The sequence below is a fragment of the Clostridioides sp. ES-S-0049-02 genome, from assembly GCF_020658465.1.
Taxonomy (GTDB): Bacteria; Bacillota; Clostridia; order Peptostreptococcales; family Peptostreptococcaceae; genus Clostridioides.
Window position 1 is genome coordinate 794,662 of the sequence record NZ_JACVWG010000001.1, and the last position, 20,294, is coordinate 814,955.

Annotated in this window: 18 protein-coding genes and 1 riboswitch; of the genes, 14 read left to right on the forward strand and 4 right to left on the reverse strand. The window is 27.2% G+C overall.

The window, feature by feature from the left end; translation table 11 throughout:
- Positions 1-2: 2 nt before the first annotated feature.
- Positions 3-767, reverse strand: a complete 765-nt coding sequence (locus IC213_RS03545; RefSeq protein WP_227845911.1) for a DeoR/GlpR family DNA-binding transcription regulator — start codon at positions 765-767, stop codon at positions 3-5.
- Positions 768-1,053: 286 nt separating this feature from the next.
- Here IC213_RS03545 and fsa point away from each other — a divergent pair, with 286 nt between their 5' ends.
- Entirely contained in the window at positions 1,054-1,728 is a 675-nt protein-coding gene (gene fsa / locus IC213_RS03550) for a fructose-6-phosphate aldolase (protein WP_227434759.1), read from the forward strand.
- Positions 1,729-1,857: 129 nt separating this feature from the next.
- Here fsa and IC213_RS03555 read toward each other — a convergent pair whose 3' ends face one another.
- Positions 1,858-3,252, reverse strand: coding sequence for an SLC13 family permease (locus tag IC213_RS03555; protein WP_227862748.1), 1,395 nt, complete (start codon positions 3,250-3,252; stop codon positions 1,858-1,860).
- 63 nt (positions 3,253-3,315) lie between these two features.
- Positions 3,316-4,662: an MATE family efflux transporter gene (locus IC213_RS03560; protein WP_227862749.1), complete on the reverse strand. Its 1,347-nt coding sequence runs from the start codon at positions 4,660-4,662 to the stop codon at positions 3,316-3,318.
- A 266-nt stretch (positions 4,663-4,928) separates the two neighbouring features.
- Positions 4,929-5,031: riboswitch (purine riboswitch) on the forward strand.
- Positions 5,032-5,124: 93 nt separating this feature from the next.
- Here IC213_RS03560 and IC213_RS03565 point away from each other — a divergent pair.
- A complete protein-coding gene (locus IC213_RS03565; RefSeq protein ID WP_227434756.1) occupies positions 5,125-6,501 on the forward strand; it encodes an NCS2 family permease in 1,377 nt (458 codons plus the stop codon).
- A gap of 91 nt (positions 6,502-6,592) precedes the next feature.
- Here IC213_RS03565 and IC213_RS03570 read toward each other — a convergent pair whose 3' ends face one another.
- Positions 6,593-7,738: a DEAD/DEAH box helicase gene (locus tag IC213_RS03570; protein WP_227434755.1), complete on the reverse strand. Its 1,146-nt coding sequence runs from the start codon at positions 7,736-7,738 to the stop codon at positions 6,593-6,595.
- Between the two features lie 277 nt (positions 7,739-8,015).
- Between IC213_RS03570 and IC213_RS03575 the strand changes: the two genes are divergently transcribed.
- The 12 genes from IC213_RS03575 (at position 8,016) to IC213_RS03630 (ending at position 20,287) form a co-directional block, all read left to right on the forward strand.
- Positions 8,016-8,723: an ABC transporter ATP-binding protein gene (locus tag IC213_RS03575; RefSeq protein WP_227482567.1), complete on the forward strand. Its 708-nt coding sequence runs from the start codon at positions 8,016-8,018 to the stop codon at positions 8,721-8,723.
- A gap of 48 nt (positions 8,724-8,771) precedes the next feature.
- Positions 8,772-10,367 carry a putative ABC transporter permease subunit gene (locus IC213_RS03580; RefSeq protein WP_227862750.1) on the forward strand — a complete coding sequence of 532 codons (1,596 nt, stop codon included), beginning with the start codon at positions 8,772-8,774 and terminating at the stop codon, positions 10,365-10,367.
- Positions 10,368-10,470: 103 nt separating this feature from the next.
- Positions 10,471-11,550 carry a lysylphosphatidylglycerol synthase transmembrane domain-containing protein gene (locus IC213_RS03585; RefSeq protein WP_227434752.1) on the forward strand — a complete coding sequence of 360 codons (1,080 nt, stop codon included), beginning with the start codon at positions 10,471-10,473 and terminating at the stop codon, positions 11,548-11,550.
- 205 nt (positions 11,551-11,755) lie between these two features.
- A complete protein-coding gene (locus IC213_RS03590; RefSeq protein ID WP_227434751.1) occupies positions 11,756-11,917 on the forward strand; it encodes a DNA polymerase III in 162 nt (53 codons plus the stop codon).
- A 344-nt stretch (positions 11,918-12,261) separates the two neighbouring features.
- A complete protein-coding gene (locus IC213_RS03595; protein WP_227434750.1) occupies positions 12,262-13,530 on the forward strand; it encodes a cation:proton antiporter in 1,269 nt (422 codons plus the stop codon).
- A gap of 193 nt (positions 13,531-13,723) precedes the next feature.
- Positions 13,724-14,512: an FAD binding domain-containing protein gene (locus IC213_RS03600; RefSeq protein ID WP_227482570.1), complete on the forward strand. Its 789-nt coding sequence runs from the start codon at positions 13,724-13,726 to the stop codon at positions 14,510-14,512.
- A complete protein-coding gene (locus IC213_RS03605; protein ID WP_227434748.1) occupies positions 14,512-14,961 on the forward strand; it encodes a (2Fe-2S)-binding protein in 450 nt (149 codons plus the stop codon). Before IC213_RS03600 ends, IC213_RS03605 begins: the two co-directional genes overlap by 1 nt.
- A gap of 3 nt (positions 14,962-14,964) precedes the next feature.
- Complete coding sequence (locus tag IC213_RS03610) at positions 14,965-17,229, forward strand: xanthine dehydrogenase family protein molybdopterin-binding subunit (RefSeq protein WP_227434747.1); 2,265 nt, start codon at positions 14,965-14,967, stop codon at positions 17,227-17,229.
- Between the two features lie 142 nt (positions 17,230-17,371).
- On the forward strand, positions 17,372-17,680 hold the full coding sequence (locus IC213_RS03615; protein WP_227434746.1) for a hypothetical protein: 309 nt from the start codon (positions 17,372-17,374) through the stop codon (positions 17,678-17,680).
- Positions 17,681-17,962: 282 nt separating this feature from the next.
- A complete protein-coding gene (locus IC213_RS03620) occupies positions 17,963-18,463 on the forward strand; it encodes a QueT transporter family protein (RefSeq protein ID WP_227434745.1) in 501 nt (166 codons plus the stop codon).
- Between the two features lie 74 nt (positions 18,464-18,537).
- Positions 18,538-19,515 carry a WYL domain-containing protein gene (locus IC213_RS03625; protein ID WP_227862751.1) on the forward strand — a complete coding sequence of 326 codons (978 nt, stop codon included), beginning with the start codon at positions 18,538-18,540 and terminating at the stop codon, positions 19,513-19,515.
- 49 nt (positions 19,516-19,564) lie between these two features.
- Complete coding sequence (locus tag IC213_RS03630; RefSeq protein ID WP_227862752.1) at positions 19,565-20,287, forward strand: cell division protein; 723 nt, start codon at positions 19,565-19,567, stop codon at positions 20,285-20,287.
- The last annotated feature ends 7 nt before the right edge of the window (positions 20,288-20,294 follow it).

Here is a 20,294-nt window from a genome sequence, read left to right on the forward strand (position 1 = left end):
GTTTATAAAACATTCACATTAAATTCTGATAAAGTATTTATTATGTCAGGAGTAGGTGATTTTTCTGTAATTATAGAACTAATGTCTTCTAAATGAGCAAATTTAAAGTTTCCATCAAATTTAAATTTTTTATCTTCCATAACTATAAATACTTTTTTACTTGAATTTATTATAGCTTTTTTTGTAAGTCCATCTTCAATTTCAAATGTTGTAAGAGAAGAATTAAATACATCTATACCACAACTGCCCATAAAAGTTTTATCAAATTTATATCTTGATATAAAGTCTATTGTCGGAGTACCAACAAATCCATCTAAGCTAAGATTTAATAAACCACCAGTAGAAATTACATTTAAATTATTGGGCTTTGAAGTAACTACATTTAGTATATCTAGCATATTTGTGACCAATGTTACTTTCTTATTGCTTTCAGCTAACAGTTTAGCCAACAATATATTGATTGTAGATATATCTAAAAATATAGTTTCTCTATCTGAAATTAGATTAAATGCTTTTTCTGCTATTATTTTTTTTGTTGGTATATTAATTTCTTTTCTATCTTTTGTATCTTGGTTTTCAAGGGTTTCTCTGACTAGTACAGCTCCACCATAAATTCTTCGTATCGAAGAAATTTTTTCTATATTTTTTAAATCTTTTCTTATACAATCTTCAGTAACATTAAATTTTGAACTGAGTTCTTTTACAGTAACTCTTCCTTCTTTTTTTAGGATATTTAATATAGCTTGAATCCTTTCTTCCGCAAACATCTTTTACCTCTTTTCCTGAATATAGTATTATAGTAAATATTATAAGATAAAAGATAAAATATCAACTATTTTAATATGGAATACAACATTAATTTAATATAAAAAGTATATTATTCTTAATAGTCTATTTAAAACTTAATAAATAAAGAAATTATAAAAATATACAACAGAATCAAACAATAAAAAAACATAAAAAACAATAATAAAAAAGTTGAAAATAATACCAAACCAATATATAATAAGAATAAATAAAATAAAAAAATAAAGTTTAAAGGGGGATATTTTAATGCAACTAATCTTAGATACAGGTAACATAGAGGAAATTAAAGAGCTAAGTACTTATTTACCAGTTGATGGTGTAACAACAAATCCAAGTATTATTTCAAAGGAAAAAAAGAATTTTAAGCAACTTATAAGTGAGATTGGTGAAATTATAGGTGAAGATATGCCTATACATGCTCAAGTATTAAGTACAAAGTATGAAGATATATTAGATGAAGCATTATATATAAGTAGTTTGAGAGAAAACATATATGTGAAAATACCTGTAACACAAGATGGTTTAAGAGCTATAAAAGACCTTCATAAAAAAGGAATAAAAATAACTGCCACTGCAATATTTACTGCTCATCAGGGATTTTTAGCTGCAAAAGCTGGAGCAAATTATGTTGCACCTTATGTAAACAGACTTGATAATATATCTGGGGATGGTGTATCTGTGGTTTCAGAGCTTATAAAAATAATAGATACTTATAATATGGATACAAAGGTACTTGCTGCTAGTTTTAAAAATGCACAACAGGTTATAGAATTAATGAAGTGTGGAGTACACAGTGTTACAGTGCCATATGATATTTGTAAATCCATGATGAATCATCCATTGACAGATTGGAGTGTTGATAAGTTTATAGAAGATTGGGAAAATACTTTTGGAAAAGGTAGCAAAACAAATAACATTTAATTTTAGAATAAAAAATTAGTTTTTATGCAATTTTATAAATAGATTTTTATAAAAAAGATGAAAATATGAATTAACTTAAGATAATAATGTTCTAAATTATTAAAAAGAAAATTCATATTTTCATCTTTGTTAAACTTCTAGACCTATAAATCTCCACCAAGGGAAGGTTATACAGATTATTATAAAATAGGTTAAAGGAATTAAAGTCAAACCATACTTAAAAATAACCTTACTATTATATAGATTCTCACCATGTCCAACCATTATTGTTGCATGATGAAAAGGCAATATGTATTGTATACTTACTACAATATAAACAAAAAGGCAAAGAACAATACTATTTTCTTTCAATATATGTAAACTTCCAAGTAATGGTATCACCACAGAGGATGTAGTGACAGCACTTCCAAGGCATATATTCAGTATTATTGTCAGGGTTATTAAAAATAATATTGAAATAGTTTTTGAAGAGTTTGGAATTAATTTTATTAAATAGTTTCCCATTATATCAACAACTCCAGAATACTTTAGTACTCCTCCAATTGAAAACGCTGCTACAAAAAAAATGAGAACTTTCCAATTTATTTCTTTTAAAGTATTGAAACCAATTATTCTTTTTAACAACAAAAGAAGTACACAAATAGACATTATAATTAGTGTATTTAAATTATGAATAAATTGAGTTAAGAACATAAAAAACATTATTCCTAAACATAAAAATACATGTTTTTGTTCATCACTTAATAAACAAAATTCTTTTTTTAGATTAGAATATGAAAATTGAAATTTATTAGAATTAAGATTATCATAAGAAGTAAATTTTATTAAAGATAATTCTTTTTTAAAAACAATTATAAATAAAAAATAAGTTATAAAACAAGTAATTATAGTTGGAACAGACATATAAAAAGCCCACTGCCCCCAGTTTATATTACAATTTCCAAGTTCTAGGACTACATAGTTTAAAAGAGTATCTCCATTTACAAAAAACATTGATGTAAATGTAGATGCTGTAAATATACTAAAGAGAAGTATAGATTTTGAATCATCAGCTAAGTGTTGTTCTTTAAAAAATTCTTTATAAAAAGCTGACACAAGAATGACTCTTGGAAATGGCTGTGGTATGAAAAATATTAATAATACACCTAAAATATATGATAAAAAAATCATTTTTTTAGGGGTATCTACAGTATTTAAAATTAATTTTTCAGAAATAATTTTTGCAACACCTGTCTTTGCAACTGCATTAGTAATTATGTAAGCAAGGATTATTATATAAAAATTTTCTGTAAATAAAAATTGTAAAATGACTTTCAAAGGTGCAATATTAAAAATAAAAGCTAATATTACAAAGACTAGTGCAACTACAGTTTTTTCAACAGAGTCTACAGCCCATATTAAGATAGTTAAAAACGATAAGCATATAGAAAATTTTATATTGAAACTATAATTTAGAAAGAAGTAAAGAATTATAGTAACCATAATAGTCATGCAAAATTGTTTTGGTTTAAGAATAATATCCATTTTTTGTATCCACCTCCATAATTTATTATATCATAATGAAGGTGAATACATTTTATTAAAAGATTATTCATTAATTCTATGATTTACAATAGCTTTAGTTTTCCAATAACCTTTTTTATAATAGATGACTGTAACAATAAGACCTAAAGTCCAACCAAAAGGTATACCCATCCAAATTCCATCTGTTCCAAATAATCTAGAAAATAAATAAGAAGCAGGAATTCTTCCAAGCCATAAAGATACGACTGAACTCATCAAAGCAAACATAGAATCACCAGCACCTTTCATTGCACTTGAAAGTACAAAGGAAGTACCAATAAATAAGAAAAAAGGTCCTATTATAAATAAGTAAGAAGAACCAATTTTAATGACATCTTTGTCTGTATTAAATAGAGAAATTAAGTTTTCTCTAAATAATAAGATTAAGGCAACGACAACAATTGCTAGAATTAAAGCCATTTTTATAGATTCACGAATTCCTTTTCTAACCCTTTCATTTTCTCCAGCACCTATATTTTGAGCAACAAAAGTGGAAACAGCAGAACCAAGGTTCATGATAGGTAAGCTTATAAAGTTTTCTATCCTAAGACCAGCTCCAAAAGCTGCCATGGCAGATGTACCATAACCATTAACTAAAAATTGAAGAGCCATGTTGCCAATTGAAAATAACATCTGTTGAACTCCACTTGGAAGTCCTAATCTAAGACCATCTTTAAATATTTTATTGTCATATACAATTCCTTTAATCTTAAATTTAAGTACTTCATGTTTTTTATTTAAATATATTATGCTAATTATAAATGATACTGCTTGAGCCATTATAGTGGCAAGTGCAACACCTTCAACTCCCATTTTCAAGACAACAATAAAAATTAAATCTAAAACTATATTTAAAATTGTGGCTATTATTAAAAAATAAAGTGGAGTTACTGAATCTCCAAGTCCTCTAAGTATTGCACTTACTGAATTATATCCAGCAGAAAATAAGATTCCACCAAATATTATAGTAAGATACAGTTTTGATTGATTAAAAACTGATTCTGGAGTATTCATAAGCTTAAGCATAGGACCTCCAAATACTATTCCAATAACACTTATCAATATAGAGCCAATAAATAAAAGTATATATGTAGTATCAATAGTAGCTTTTACTTTTTTTAAATCTCCTGAACCATAAAACTGTGAAATTAAAATAGAAAAACCAAGACTGACACCCATAAGCATTGCTACAAGCAAAAACATTATAGGGTTAGCACCTGAGACTGCTGCCATAGCTTCTTTACCAATAAATCTACCAACTATAATACTGTCAGCAGTATTGTATAGTTGTTGAAATAAACTACCAATAAGCATAGGCATAGCAAAAAAGAATATAGATTTTCCCTCATGACCTGTAGTTAAATCTTTCACCCTTATTCCTCCAAATTTAAAAATTATTAATTATCAATTTGCTATAATAAATATAATATAATCTTAACATAAACTTTATATCTGTACTATAAATAAATTGTATTAAATAATCATATATTTTATAAAAATGTAAAGAATATAAGTATGACGTAGATATAGAAAATTAACATTTAATATAATCGAATATTAATACAAATTTATTCTAATATATACGCATATATTGACAAAATTAACTATATAAATTAAAATAATATTCGTAAAGAAAAATTCATGTTTTATATTGTATAACATATAATTTTGACAATACGGGTCATAAGTTTCTACCGGAATACCGTAAATATTCTGACTATGTATACTATTATTTAGTTAAATAAATATTTATTTAACTAAATTATGAAGGATACGACTCAGCTTATTAGTTACTGCGTCGTTTTTTTGTAAAATTTAATAGGAGGTGTTGTTATGCAAACAACAAACAGTAGTACCATGCAGAAACTTTTTCCAATTTTGACTAATAAAAATGTCGACATGAAGAAAGAAGTAATTGCTGGTGTAACTACTTTTTTAACTATGGCTTATATAATAGCTGTAAATCCAAACATTTTATCAGCAACAGGGATGCCAGCAGGTGCTCTTGTTACAGGGACATGTCTAGCAGCAGCATTTGGATGTATTTTAATGGGAATGGTTGCAAATCTTCCTTTTGCTTTAGCATCAGGTATGGGTCTTAATGCATTTTTTGCATACACAGTAGTCTTACAAATGGGGGTTCCTTGGGAAGTAGCTCTTACAGCGGTATTTGTAGAAGGTATCATTTTTATAATATTATCAGTAAGTGGAGTTCGTGAAGCTGTTGTAAATGCAATACCAAAGAATATGAAGCTTGCTGTTACAGGTGGTATAGGTATATTTATTGCACTTATAGGTTTAGTTAATTGTGGAATCGTAATTGGAGATCAAGCTACTCTTATAAAGATGGGGAAATTTACTCCAGCAGTAATAATAGCTTGCATAGGATTAATAATTGTAGCAGTATTAGATAAAAAAAGAGTTAAAGGTTCTATCCTTTTTGGAATAGTAGTAAGTTCATTACTTGCTTGGGGATTTGCATTTATGAATCCAGAATATGCACAAAAATTAGGTATATACTTACCTAGTGGAATATTCAAGTTTGAAAGTTTAGCACCGATAGCAGGTAAAATAGATTTAGGATATGTATTACATCCAACAAATATAGGTGGTTTCTTTGTAATAGTTTGTACATTCTTATTTGTTGATTTCTTTGATACAGTAGGTACATTAGTAGGGGTTTGCTCTAAAGCAAATATGCTAGATGAAAAAGGAAATGTTCCTAATGTAGGTAGAGCTTTGCTTACAGATGCAGTTGCAACTACAGTAGGTGCAGGGCTTGGAGTATCTACAGTTACAACTTATGTTGAGAGTTCAACAGGAGTTATTGCAGGTGGTAGAACTGGATGGACAGCAGTAACAGTTGGTGTTTTATTCTTAGTTGCAATGTTTTTCTCTCCTGTATTTATAGCAATTCCATCATGTGCTACAGCACCAGCTTTAATTTATGTTGGGTACTTGATGCTTGGTACAGTTAAAGATATTGAGTTTGACAATATAACTGAAGGTGTTCCAGCTTTCGTTACTATTGCTTGTATGGCATTAACTTATAGTATAGGTGATGGTTTAACTCTAGGTATATTAACTTATGTTTTTGTAAATGTATTTTACAACATATTTGGAGCTAAAAAGGCTGAAGATAAGAAACATGTTTCAGTAGTAATGATTGTTCTTGCTATATTATTTATAATAAAACTTTGGCTATTATAATAGATATTGTTTAAAAATTTAATTCAATAAAATAAAGAACTGTAATTTCTAATCTATTTTGAGAAGAAGTTACAGTTCTTATTTTTTTGTATTACTTAGATATATCTACTAATTTTCCCTTTTCTAAGGTTTTAGGCACAATTGTTATATTAAATTCTTTTTGCAATTCTTTTATAATATCTAATTCTTTTTTTGTTATTATTGAAATAGTATCTCCACTTCGGTTTCCTCTAGCAGTTCTACCACATCTATGCAGATATTCATTTTTACTATTTGGAAAATCTAAATTAAAAACATGGCTTATATCTACTATATCAAGTCCACGAGCAGATAAATCTGTTGTAACTAAAATTTTTGCTTTTCCAAGTTTAAATTTATTTATTGCATTTTTTCTATCCTCTTTTGGCATATTTCCAAATATTCCAATTGCTTTATAATTATGATAGTTTAATTTTGATACTATAACATCTATGTTTTTTTCATTGTTTACAAATACAATAGCTCTTTTTGGGTTTGTAGCAGCTAATGTTTTTCTAAGAAAATTAAATTTATCTCTTATTTCCCCTAACATATATGTATGATTTATATTAGGATTTATCTGTGACTTTTCTTTTGTTTTTATTAATTCAAATTCTTTCATAAATTTATCACAAATTTTTATAGTACTATCTGTAAGACTTGCAGAACAACCTATGATTTGTCTATCTCTTAATGTAGTTTTTATTATGTCTTCTACACAAGTTATATTTTTACCATTCAACAAATTGTCCACTTCATCTAAAACGATAGTTTTTATGTTGTGTGATTTTAACTTCTTCTGCTTTATTAAGTCTAAAACTCTTCCACAAGTTCCTATTACTATATGTGGTTTTATAGCCTTTATATTTTTTATTTGTTTTTGTATATTAACTTCTCCAATTAAGGATAGTGAAGTCAAAGGAGTTTCTGAGTTTTTTGCTAATAATTCAATTTGATTTGTAATTTGCATCACTAATTCATGTGTTGGTGCAAGTATAAGAGCCTGAGTTTCTCTTTTTGATGTATCAATTCTTTCAAATATAGGTAAAACATATGCAAGTGTTTTTCCTGTTCCAGTTTGTGAGTTGATTAATAAATCTTTATTTTGCATTATATTTTCTATAACAAGTGACTGAACTTCTGTTGGAGAAGTTATGTCTTGTTTTTTAAGTCCATTTATTAGAGTAGAACTTATCTTTAATTGTTCAAATGTGTTCATCTTTTGCTCCTTCTATTAAAAACTTATATTATTGTAGTTAACTATTTCTTATTATACATTGTTTAGTCAAATCTAACTATACATTATTTTATAATTATGTGCAATTTAGAAGTAAATATAGATGTTTTTTGTATATTTATATTGAGTTCAGTATTTTTACAATTGTCTAATACTTAAATTTAAAAATTTAGCAAATTGTAGTTGCAATTGCTTAATACTTGTTATATATTATATATAACAAGTATTAAAACTATAATATATAACATGGAGGGAAATTATGTTAAAGATAAGTAATGTATCTAAATCATATAAAAATAAAAAGGTAGTAAATAATATTTCATTTGAGGTAAATGATGGAGAGATTTTTGGCTTTATAGGTCATAATGGTGCAGGAAAAACTACTACTATTAAAGCAATTGTTGGGATACATGATTTTGAGGGAGGAGAAATACTTATAAACTCTAAATCTATAAAAAAACAATCTGTTGAGTGCAAAAAGGAAATGGCGTATATTCCTGATAATCCAGATTTATATGAAGCTCTAACTGGAATACAATACCTTAATTTTATAGCAGATATATTTGAGGTAGATAAAAATGAAAGAGAGGACTTAATAAAATACTATTCAAATAAATTTGAAATTAATAGGGCATTAGGAGATTTAATATCTTCGTATTCACATGGAATGAAACAAAAACTAGCTATAATTTCAGCTTTAATCCATAATCCTAAAATTCTAATTCTTGATGAACCTTTTGTAGGTCTTGACCCAAAAGCTTCCTTTATATTAAAGGAAATCATGAAGGAGTTTTGTAAAAAAGGTGGTTGTATATTTTTCTCAACGCATGTATTAGAAGTTGCTGAAAAAATCTGTGATAAGATTGCCATAATAAAAGATGGAAATATAATTGCTTATGGAACTACTGAAGAAGTGAAAGGAAATAATTCTCTTGAAAATATTTTTATGGAATTAATAGAAAAATAAAATGCTATTTTTACAGAATATAATGTCTAAAGTGAGGTATGATAAATTATGAGTAATCTAAGTATATTAATAAAAACTAATATAATAAATGAGTTTAAATTGAATGCTTTAAAAAATATAGACAGCAAAGAAAAACAAAAAATAATAGGAATGATGTTTTCAATAGTTGTTGTAGTAGGGCTATTAATATTTTATGTAACAAGTTTAAGCCTTTCTCTAGTTGATATTTTAAAACAAATAAATCAAATGGAAATGTTGCTTGTGTTTGGCTTTGGATTATCAACAGTAATGGCAATTGTTACATCATTATATAAAACTTCATCATATCTATTTCAAGCGAAGGATTTAGAGTTATTAACTAGTTTGCCAATAAAAGAATCTACTATATTGGCTAGTAAAATATTAATGTTAGTTGGAACTAATTATTTGTTTTCTTCAGTGTGTATGATTATACCAGCAGTAGTTTATTTTTTTAATGCCAATGTAAGTATAACCTATTTTCCTTACTTAATATTATTATTTTTGGCTCTGCCATTACTACCAATAGTTGTTTCATCAATAATTTTCTTATTTATAGGACAGCTATCATCAAGGCTAAAATATAAAAATTTAGTGTTAATCATAGGTAATGTAATATTAATTTTGGCTTATACTGTACTTATGTCAAAACTAAACTCTATATCAGTTGAGTTATTAAAAAATAGTGTATCTATTTCAGAAACAATTAATAAAATATATCCACCTATATACTATTTTGTTGATGCTCTTAAAACTGGAAGTATAGTTTCATTTTTAATGTTTATGGCAACATCATTAATACCATTCTTTATCTTTGTGACTCTATTTGCAAAAGGATTTACAAAGATAAATGCTAGAATGGGTGAAAGTTATAAGACTAAAAACTATAAATTTAAAAGTCAAAAAATTTCAACACCCTCAAAGGCTCTATTGAAAAAAGAATTTAGAAGATATACTTCTTCATTTATTTACTTTTTGAATTCATCTATTGGTCTGTTATTTTTAATAGTGGCTACAATCGGTGTGTTGGCATTTGGAGCTGATAAAATAGGTGAGTTACTAAAAATGAATATAGATTTTAGTATTATAAAAATACAGTTATTAGGTGCGTTTCTATTTATAATAGTAATGAACTGCACAACATATTGTTCAATTTCTTTTGAAGGAAAGAATCTATGGATACTAAAGTCTTCTCCAATAGATGAAAGGGAGATATTTTGGTCAAAAATATTGATGAATTTTTTATTAAATGCACCATTATCTGTTTTATGTCTAATATTAGTGTCTATAAAACTAAACTTTGAAATTCAGTTCGTGATGGTAGCAAGTTGCTTGATTGTAACTATGTCAATGTTTGTAGCTTTAATGGGATTGTTATCAAATTTACTTTATCCAAACCTTGATTGGAAAAATGAAGTGGCGGTAGTAAAAAGAAGTGCAAGTATGATAGTTACAATATTAGTATCATTAATTTATATAGTTATACTTGGAGGCACATATATGTTATTGAAAGTTTCATTTCTAAATATATATTTGATTTTAGCAAGTGTGCTTACACTTATATTAGACTTTATGCTATGGAGAATTATTTCCACTAAAGGAGTAAAAATATTTAAAAATTTATAGATATATTTGTGTTAAAAATAGACTTATTTTTTAAAGTATTGCAAAGAATATGCTAAGTAGTATACTATTGTATAGTGATATGAAAAAATTTAGGAGAAAATAAATGAGAAAATTATCCAAAAAAGAGAAAGATTTTATTCAATATGGATTTCTGATATTTTTGATATGTATTACTACTTATTTAGTATCAACCACTTTAGATGTAAAACTAATACCTAAAATTATAAGTCTAGTAAATAAAACCTATATATTTCTTGGCATACTAATAATGTTAATATATATGATAATTGAATCTATTGTGACACATTTGATAATAAATGCAGTTCAAAAAACAAAAGTAAAATTTATAGGTATCAAAATGGCTACAATGGGATTTTATTATAATTTAGTTACTCCCTTTGCATCTGGGAGTCAGCCAATGCAAATATATGCACTTACAAAGTATGATGTTAGTCTCAGTAAATCTGTAGCCATAGTTACTAATAAGACCGTTGTATTTCAAAGTACAGTTACTATATTTTGTGGAATTTTAATTTTATTGAATAAGTCATTATTAATGGAACAAGTGCATTCAGTTAGAGTTTTAATCGCCGCTGGGATGACCATGAATGTAAGCATGCTATTAGGAGGACTCTTAATAGTATTTAGTCCTAAGCAAGTAAAAATGATAGCAGAGGTTTTGATTAATTTTTTATCTAAATTTAAAGCATTTAAGTTTTTAGATTTAAAAAGAGATAGAATAAATCATTATATTGATGACTACAATTATTCTATAAAAATATTTATCAAAAATGTAAGGATTTTATTTTTAAGCATATTGCTTACTGCACTACAACTTATAGCATACTTTAGTATAGTTTATTGTGTGTATAAAGCTTCAAATTTAAAAGGAGTATCATATATACATATAATGACATTGCAAGTATTTTTATACATGGCAATATCACCAGTTCCAACACCAGGAAATGTTGGAGCAAATGAAGTTACATTTTTTACCATGTTCTCAAACATAATTCCAAAAGAATTATTGGGATATTCAGTGCTTTTGTATAGTGGATTTGTATATTATATGTTATTAATAATTTCAGGATTGTTTACATTCAGAACACATTATACATTGAATAACTGGAAACATGATAACAAAAGTAATTCTAGTTTAGGAGAAGTTATTGAAAAAGTTTAATTATTAGAAAATAAAAAGAAATATAAATTACTTAGTTTGTAAAATTTAATCGATAAAATTATTATTAGGGAAATTCTAAATATAAATATACTGCTAAAATAAGCTGTATTGTATTGAGATATTTCCCTTTTTTGATTAAAATTATAGAAATTTGAAATAATAAGTAATAAATACAAACTCTATATTATTTAGAAAAGGAGAAAATATGAAACAAAATAAAGAAAATGAAAAACAAATGAGTAATTCTAATATTAAAAAAAATAGTGATAATAAAATCGAAATTGCTGAAGAACTATATCCAAATAAAAATATAGGTAGTATGCTTGGAGATAGAATAGATAAGAAAAAAATCAATCGTCCAAGTTAATGAAGTAGTTGAAAATGGTGTGTTTTAAAAAAATAATATAATGAGATGTTTTATTGTTAAATTTAAACTTATTTTAATGAGAAAAAAAGTCGAAAATCGTCTAAAATGCACCTGTATGGGGGATAACGTTATTTTATAGATGCATAAAACTTGACAAAATCAACCTTTTCTTGGCAAGAAAAAAAAGATAAAATTATATGAGCGTTATTTAATTGTCAAAAATGAAGGTAAAGTTGCAAGTGATAAAAAATATGATTGATAACATTTATTTCTGTGCTATAATTGTATAGTAAAATGAATAAATGAATATGTTGTATACATGCATATTAGGAGGAGAGACTGACATGGAATCATCTATACATACAATTGCCAGCAATAATTTATTGATAATTTTTGCTATTGTGAGTATAACTGGAATAATTTGCAGCAAACTTAGCGAAATCGTAAAAGTTCCAGATGTTGTATTATTTTTACTAGTAGGTATTTTAATAGGACCATCATTTTTGAAATTTATAGATATTCGTGGATTCCAAATAGAGAATCAGCTGATACTTACATTTGGTTCTGCATTTATATTATATTTAGGTGGAAAAGAAATAAGTTTAAAGGTTTTGAGAAATGTAAAGATATCTGTATTTTTACTAGCTACTGTAGGAGTAGTGATATCTGCTTTTATAATGCAACAAGTAATAGGATTTACTTTTGGAGTAAGTGCAATGACTGCTTTATTAGCAGGAACTATAATAGCATCAACAGACCCTGCTACTCTTGTACCTATATTTAATCAAGTAAAGATAAAGGATAGAGTAAAACAAACTGTAATAAGTGAATCAGCTTTTAATGATGCAACAGGAGCTATATTAACATCAGCAGTGTTAGCTGTAATTTTATCAAATAAGTTTTCCTTAAGTGCCAATATTTATGAATTAGGTACAATGGTTGTTGTAGGAATTGTAGTTGGTCTAATTACAGGAATACTGCTTTTGAAATTGGTTAATGATAAGCCATATGGTATATTTAAAGATTTTGCACCAATAATATCTGTTATTTCAGTTGTGGTTGCATATGAATTATCTACAAAATTAGGCGGAAGTGGATATATGTCTTGCTTTATTGTAGGTATAATAACTGGTAACAAGAAAAACTTTAAAATATGGTTAAGCCAAAAATCTTATGATGCAGATTTTTATGTTGCTGAGACTTTAGGAACTATTTGTCGTATGGCGATATTCATAATATTAGGTAGTCAAGTTAATTTGGCTCAGTTAGGTAAATATTTTGTACCATCTGTAATTGCAGTGCTAGTATTAATGTTTATAGCAAGACCAATTTGTGTCTTAGTATGTGCACTTGCAGACAGAGAAGCAAAATGGAGTAAAAATGAAATATTGTTCATGATGTGGGTAAGAGAAACTGGTGTAATCCCAGCTGCACTTTGTGGTATTATTTCAGCAATGAAAGTTCCTGGATATGAAGTAATTTCATCAGTAGTATTTATGTCTATATTAATTACATTAGTAATACAAGGAAGCACTACAAAATTGGTAGCTAAAAAACTTGGATTATTAGAAGAAGAAGTGATAAATATAAGCGAAAAGGTATCAACTTTTTAGTTTTTCACTTTAAAGGATACATAATAATGGCTATTTTAAGGTTATCTAGTGATAATTATTGAAGTAGCTATTTTTTATGTAAAAATGAATTTACATAATTTACATATTGCATATATTTATTATCAAAATTTGTTGAAGCTGTGATATAATTAGTTGTATTTAAAATAAGAATAGCGAATAAGGGAGGAAATTTATGTTTACGGTTATAGATATTGTACAACCAGATACAGTGGAAGAAGCGTACTCAATTTTAAATAAAAGAAAAACTAATCAAGTAATTGGTGGAAGTGCTTTTTTAAGAATGGGGAAAAAAAGAATAGGAACAGGAATAGAGTTATCTAACCTAAACCTAGATTATATAAAAGAAGATAAAGAGTATGTTGAAATTGGTTCTATGACTACTTTTAGAACATTGGAAACAAGTTCAATAATAAAAGATAATTTTGGTAAAATAATAGAAGATTCAGTTAAAGATATAATAGGAATTCAGTTTAGAAATGTAGTAACAGTTGGTGCAACAGTATTTTCTAAATATGGGTTTTCTGATTTGATAGTGGCATTGCTTTCATTAGATACAGAAGTAGAGTTATATAAGGGTGGGAGAATTAGCCTTGAAGAGTTTTTAGATAGAGATTATGGGAAGGACTTATTGACTAAGGTGTATATAAAGAAGGAAAATAAAAAAGCCTCTTATAAGTCATTGAGAAATGCAAAAAGTGATTACCCTATTTTGAATGTGTCTGTTTCAAAAGATGGTAAGAAGTTTAAGTTGTGTGTAGGAGCAAGACCTCAAAAAGCTATGATTGCAAAAAAAGCTAGTGAATTTTTATCTAATAATGAAATTAATGAAGCTAATATAGATAGGGCAATAGAAATAGCTTCAGAGGAATTAACATTTGGTTCTAATATGAGAGCATCTAAAGACTATAGAAAAGCTATGAGTAAAGTACTTTTAAAAAGAGCTATAATGGAGGTTATTTAATGTTAGTAAAGCTTAATATAAATGGAAAAATGAAAAATATTGATATAGAGCCAGAAGAATATTTGGTTGATACCTTAAGAAAAGTTGGCAATTTAAGTGTAAAAAGGGGTTGTGATACAGGTTGTTGTGGTCTCTGTACAGTTTTAATAGATAAGAAACCTACATTATCTTGTGCGACATTAACCTTGAGAGTTTTAAATAAAGAGATAACTACAATTGAAGGTTTAGAAAATGAAGTTAAAGAATTTAGTGAAGTTTTGGTAAAAGAAGGAGCTGAACAATGTGGTTTCTGCTCTCCTGGTTTTATACTTACTGTACTTGCAATGAAAGATGAGCTTAAGAACCCTACAGACGAAGAAATAAAACATTATTTAACAGGAAATTTATGTAGATGTACAGGATATATGGGACAGTTAAGAGCTATCAAAACTTATCTGGAGGTAAAGTAGAATATGAATATAGTTGGAAAAGGAATTGAAAAAATAGATGGAATGAGTATAACAACAGGAAAACCTGTATATACTGATGATTTAGCAGCAAAAGATGCTTTAATAGTAAAGATACTTAGAAGCCCTTATGCTTATGCAAAGATAAAAGATATAGATACATCAAAGGCAGAAATGGTTGATGGTGTTGAATGTATTTTAACATATAAAGATGTACCAAAATCTAGATTTACACTTGCTGGTCAAACCTATCCAGAGCCATCACCTTATGATAGGCTAATTCTTGAAGATGTTGTGAGATATGTTGGTGATGAGGTAGCTATAGTTGCAGCTATAGATGAAAAAAGTGCAGTTAAAGCAATGAATCTTATAAAGGTAAATTATGAAGTACTAACACCTGTTTTGAATTTTGAAGAGGCAATCGGAAATAAAACTATAGTACATGATGAAGATAGACATTGTAATTTTGAAATAGGTATGCAGAGAGAAAAGAATATAGTGTCACATCATGACTATACAAAAGGTGATATAGAAGAAGTATTAAGTAATTGTGACATAGTGATTGAAGAAACATATTATACTCAAGCTCAAGCCCATGCAATGATGGAGACGTATAGATCATATAACTATTTAGATCATGCTGGAAGACTAGTTGTAGTAAGTTCAACTCAAATACCATTTCATGTTAAAAGACATCTATCCCGTGCATTAGAACTACCAGCTAGTAAAATTAGAGTTATAAAACCTAGAATTGGTGGTGGCTTTGGTGGTAAACAAACTGCTTGTGTTGAGATTTTTTCAGCTATTGTAACTTTAAAAACAGGTAAGCCAGCTAAAATAATATATGATAGAAAAGAAACTTTTAATTGTTCGACTAGTAGACATGCAATGAAACTAAAAGTTCGACTAGGTGCTACTAATGATGGAATAATAAAGGCTATCGATATAAATGCACTTTCAGATACAGGAGCATATGGAGAACATGCTTCTACAACTATTGGCTTAGTTGGGGAAAAGACTTTACCAATGTATAATAAGGTTGAGGCAACAAGATTTATCGCAGATGTAGTTTATACTAATAAAATGCCAGCAGGTGCACTTAGAGGGTATGGAGCTTCTCAAGGCTGTTTCGCTGTTGAATCAACTATAAACATGTTAGCTGACAAATTAAAAATGGACCCAACGGACTTGAGATTAAAAAATGTAGTAACACAAGGTGAAACTACCTTTGCATATGGAAAAACTTTAAATAGTGTAGACTTAGTAAAATGTATAAATAAAGGGAAAGAACTTATCGGATGGGATGAAAAATATCCTTGTAAGCATCTTGAAAATGGAAAAGTTAGAAGTGTGGGTATGGCAATTACTATGCAGGGTTCTGGTATACAAGGGCTTGATAAATCTTCAGCTGAAATAAAACTAAATGACTGTGGAGACTATACACTTATGATAGGTTCTACTGATATGGGTACAGGAAGTGACACAATTCTAGCTCAAATGGCTGCTGAAATTCTTGAGACAAGTATTGAAAATATAACAGTTATATCAGCAGATACAGACTTGGTCCCATATGACCCAGGTTCATATGCTTCAAGTACCACTTATGTAACTGGGATGGCAGTAGTTAAGGCAGCTCAGGATTTAAGGGATAAAATAATATCTGCTGGAGCAACTAAACTAGGTGTAGATAAAGACGAATTAGAATTTGATGGTATAAAATTAACTAGTAAAGAATGCAGTACTTCGTTATTTGACATAGCAGTTGACTCTACAATTGGACCAAATACTAATCAATTAATAGGTCTCGCATCTCATGGTAGTCCAGTATCACCACCACCTTTTATAGCTGGTTTTGCAGAAACTGAAATTGATAAAGAAACTGGAAAAGTTGACTTATTAAATTATGTAGCCATAGTGGACTGTGGAACAGTTATAAATAAAAACTTAGCAAAGATACAGGTTGAAGGTGGAATTGTTCAAGGTATTGGAATGGCAATGTTTGAAGAAGTTAGATATACAGAAAAAGGTAACATGGATACAAACACATTTATGCAATATAAGATTCCAGCTAGATGTGATATTGGAAATGTGGAAGTTGATTTTGTTGAAAACTATGAGCCAACAGGACCTTTTGGAGCTAAATCTGTTGGAGAGGTTGTTATAAATACACCTTTACCAGCAATACAAGAAGCTGTTTTTAATGGTGTTGGGGTTAGAGTAAATACACTTCCTATTACACCTGAAAAAGTTTTTATGGAAATGAATAAGTAAGTATTTTATACAGATTTTAGACTAGTTTTACATGTTAAACAACCAGTTATGTCATACCTGTTGAAAGATATTTAATAAGTAGTTATTATAATATTATGAAACTTTACTTGTAAAATATAAAATTAACTAAGGGGATGATGTTTTGGCTGGAAATCTAAATAATATGAGAGCAGTAAATAATTTTAGAGGAGATAATAACATTTTAGAATGTTTAGTCAGCTTTGAGGGTCGTTCAATAAGTCAGAGAAAAGCAAGGGTATTTTTTAAGGAAATGAAGAATCAAATAGAAATCGACTTCGTAGAAGAAGAAATTTCTAAACTTGTTGAAAATGTTGTTTTAAATACATCATATCAAGAAATGTTATATGATGAAATAGAGAAACAGCTGGAAATTGATTGTGTAGGAACTTGGATGATATTATCTAAATTAAAAGATGCTAGAGTTCATTGATTTTAAAATAAATTATTAGAGCCTAATTTTAAGGCTCTTTTTTAATGTTTTTAATTAAGATATAAACTTATTTTAATTTATATATATGATAATTATAACATATATTTAAAATCTAACTATTTAATTTTATATGTATTCTATTGTATAATATAAATTAGATTAATAAAATAGTTCGTTAAAATAATTTATTTATTTTAAATTATTGTTTAAGTTTATAAATTTTGTATAAAATAAAATTATATTATTAATTTTTAGCAATAAAATTTTCACTAGGAGAGATATATGAGAAGAAATAGTACCAATATAGCAGTAACAGCAGTTGTTACATCAATTTATGCAGTTTTAACTTTATCATTAGGATTTATAAGTTATGGACCAATACAATTTAGGATAGCCGAGATTATGATGCTTCTAGCATTTTTAGATAAGGGATATATAGTAGGTCTTACATTAGGTTGTTTTTTAGCCAATGTAATAGGTCCATATGGTGTACCTGATATAATTTTTGGAACATTTGCCACATTTGTAAGTGCAAGTTTAGTGTATATTACTAGAAAGTTAGGCGGTCAAAATAAAAGCACATTAATTATAGCTTCTATATGGCCTACTATCATAAATGCAATTGTAGTTGGATTAATGTTAAATATATTTTTTGGACTTCCTCTAATATTATCGATGATACAAGTAGGTTTTGGAGAATTTGTAGTAGTAACCTTGGTAGGAGTACCATTCTTTTGTTTTTTAATGAAAAAATATAGAAATATCATTGATATTAAGTTTTAGAGTGCAGAAAGTTATTTTGTAGATTAAAAAATTAGTGTGAATTAAGAATAGTATTATTATAAGGGGGATTTTATTTGTCAAAGATAAAGAGATTAACTGATGTTTGGACATATATTAATGATAGACAAAAGTTTACAATCAAAGAGTTGTCAGAGAAGTTTAATCTTTCAACTAAAACTATTCAACGATATTTAATAGAATTAAATGAAATGGGGCTTCCAATTAAAGCAGAAAAAGGTAGAAATGGAGGTTATAGGGTATTAAATAATAGCTATATACCTCCTGTTATATTTACAGAAAAAGAAGTTATGTCTATAGTTTTTGCATTTAAGTCACTACAAGTTTACAATTTTTCACACATAAAAAAAGAAATTGATTCTATAATTAAAAAAATAAATTATAATCGTGAAAGTAGTGCAAAAATAGGTATAAACAACATTGAAAAATATATTGAGTTTATAGCTAATTATAAAAATATTGATGCCAATATTGTGACTGAATTTTTCAGGTCTTCATCAAACTCTTGTGTTTTAAATATCAAATATAAATCTGGAAATCAGTTGCTGGAGAAAAAAATATGCCCAATAGGTATATATTTAAATGAAGGATTTTGGTTTTCACCAGTGTATGACTATGAAAGTGATAATATTATACTAATACGTATAGACAAAGTACTGGAAATTGAAAAAGTAGGAGAGTCTAAAAAAGCATGTATAAGTTTGAAAAGTTGGCTAGATTCAGTATATAGCAAGTTAAATGAAGAGATGGCAATTACTAAGAAAACTAGTGAAATTGTTCATTTGCATATATTACTCACAAAAGAAGGTATTTCTAAAATAACTAGAAGTTTTTTAGATTTGGATATAGAATTAAATGAAAATGGAAGTGGAACAATTAGTAAATTTATAAAGTATGAAGAAATAGATTGGTGGATATCTACATTATTTTCAATAGGAAAAGATGCTAAAGTTATAGAACCAAAATTTATGAATAAATTACTTTATGATAGGGCTAAAGAGTTAAAATATTTTTATGAAGAAAATATGATATAATATTTAAAAATGTTAAAATTAAATAATTATTAAGGAGATATATATTATAATGGAAAGTTTTAATAAGAATGCTAAGATAATTGGTATTGGAGCTAAAGGTATTAATATAATAAATGAAATAGAAGAAAAAGTAAAAATAAATATGGATATAGAAAAAATTACTATGAATCAAGAGGTTGAAAAAGAATATGTTAGAAGTCTTTTAGATGGAGTTGACATATTATTTTTAGCATATTCAGCTGAAGATAAACAAAGTCGAGAAGTTATAAAAGCTATTTCATACATGTCTAATGAAAGACGAATTTTATCTATAGGTATAAATTCTTCAGAAGAAGAAAATAAAGATGACTTAGGAATTAATAGAGAATTTAAAGTCAATGAAAATAGTATTTTAAAATTTGTTGATTTGATGAATGTTATGATAGAATCTATTTCAGACTCTTGTATGATAAATATAGATATAAGTGATTTAAAAGAAGCTATTATAAGTGATAAAGGGATTAAGTATTCTTTTGAAGAATTTGAAGATTCAAAACAGCACAGTGAAATAGTAGATATTTTATTTGAAAATATGGAACATTTTGGTGAAGAATTTATTGGGAAAAAAGGTATAGTTTTTGTTGAAGGAAATGATAAATTTTCACTAGTTGAATTAAATGATTTGATGAATAATATTCAAAGTAAGGTAGAAGAAGGCTATGAAATAATATTTTCTTTATACTTAAAAGAAAATTTAGATGGAAAGATTAAAGTGGGAATGTTATATAATTAATGTATTT